Raw genomic sequence first — 1,168 nt, forward strand, 5'->3', positions numbered from 1 at the left:
GAAAGTAGAGCATGTTGGTAAAAACATTCAGGTTACAGACTTTATTAAGGATTATACAGAGCACAAGTTAGAAAGATTAAAACTTATTTGAAAGACATTGATGTTGCTGAAGATTCAGTAAATGTTAGAGTTACTTATGATTTTGAAAAACACAGACATAGAAACAGAGTAGATATTGATATTTATTTTAATACTCCAGGAGGAGGAGTTATACATGCATGGGAAGAAAGTAATGACCTTTATACAGCGATAGATTTTGTTGTTGATGAAGTAGAAAGACAACTTGTTAGATTAAAAGCAAGAAGAGTAGAGGAAAGAAGAAGACTTGCAAAATTAAAAGAAAAAGAAAAAAGGGAAGGTATCGTTGAAGAAAGTATAGAAAGACCTTTAATAGTACAAGAACCTCTTCCTATAGAAAAACCAATGGATGTTGAAGATGCAAGACTCTTACTTGAAGAAATGGGAGCATTTTTCTTGCCATTTAGGAATGCAGAAACAGGCGAAATAAATGTTATTTACAGAAAAAAAGCAGGCAATTATGGTTTAATAGCACCTGGAGTGTAAACTCCGGTGCTGTCTGCCTTATAAATAAAAAATAATCTGAAAACTCTTTGTAAATCATATATAATTTTCTTTATGGAAAAAGGAAAGTTTTACATATCTGAAATAGATAACGACTTTTTAAAAAAAGATAACTGTTATATGATTCTTGACAAGAAAAAAATAGATGATAAAAGTTTTTATTTAAAAATTGGTCATATTTTTGCTATTTTGATAGATAGAGTTATTTTTTCCGAAAGTCATGAACTTATAACAGATAAACCTGAAAATATTTTTAAAAATCTAAAAGAAATTTCATACGAAGAAGCTAAAAAAATCACTGACAATACAAAAGCTCTACTTGATAAAAATATATTTAGAAGATAGAAGGAGAAGGTAATGATAGACAACTTAGGAGATTTTAAAAGGGATTTTTATACTACAGATTTAACAGAAAATAATATTGGAGATGAAGTTAGACTGCTTGGATGGGCAGAAAGTGTTAGAGACCACGGCGGGGTTATATTTATAAACTTAAGAGACAGAGAAGGGACTATTCAAGTAGTTTTTGACCCTTCAAAATCACCTCAAGAAGTTGTTGAAAAAGCAAAAAAAGTAAGAACAGAAT

At 29.7% G+C, this 1,168-nt stretch carries 3 protein-coding genes; all 3 read left to right on the plus strand.

The window, feature by feature from the left end; genetic code table 11:
* Positions 1 to 87 precede the first annotated feature (87 nt).
* A complete protein-coding gene (gene raiA, locus HG1285_RS18580) occupies positions 88 to 564 on the plus strand; it encodes a ribosome-associated translation inhibitor RaiA (RefSeq protein WP_008289603.1) in 477 nt (158 codons plus the stop codon).
* 72 nt (positions 565 to 636) lie between these two features.
* A complete protein-coding gene (locus HG1285_RS00645) occupies positions 637 to 927 on the plus strand; it encodes a hypothetical protein (protein WP_008289604.1) in 291 nt (96 codons plus the stop codon).
* 12 nt (positions 928 to 939) lie between these two features.
* On the plus strand, positions 940 to 1,168 hold a 229-nt coding region (locus HG1285_RS00640; RefSeq protein WP_008289605.1), incomplete at its 3' end, for an OB-fold nucleic acid binding domain-containing protein.

This window comes from Hydrogenivirga sp. 128-5-R1-1 (assembly GCF_000171895.1).

Bases quoted from the DNA above. Each gene is read 5' to 3' on its own strand.
- HG1285_RS00645 (WP_008289604.1), top strand. From the start codon at position 637: ATGGAAAAAGGAAAGTTTTACATATCTGAAATAGATAACGACTTTTTA.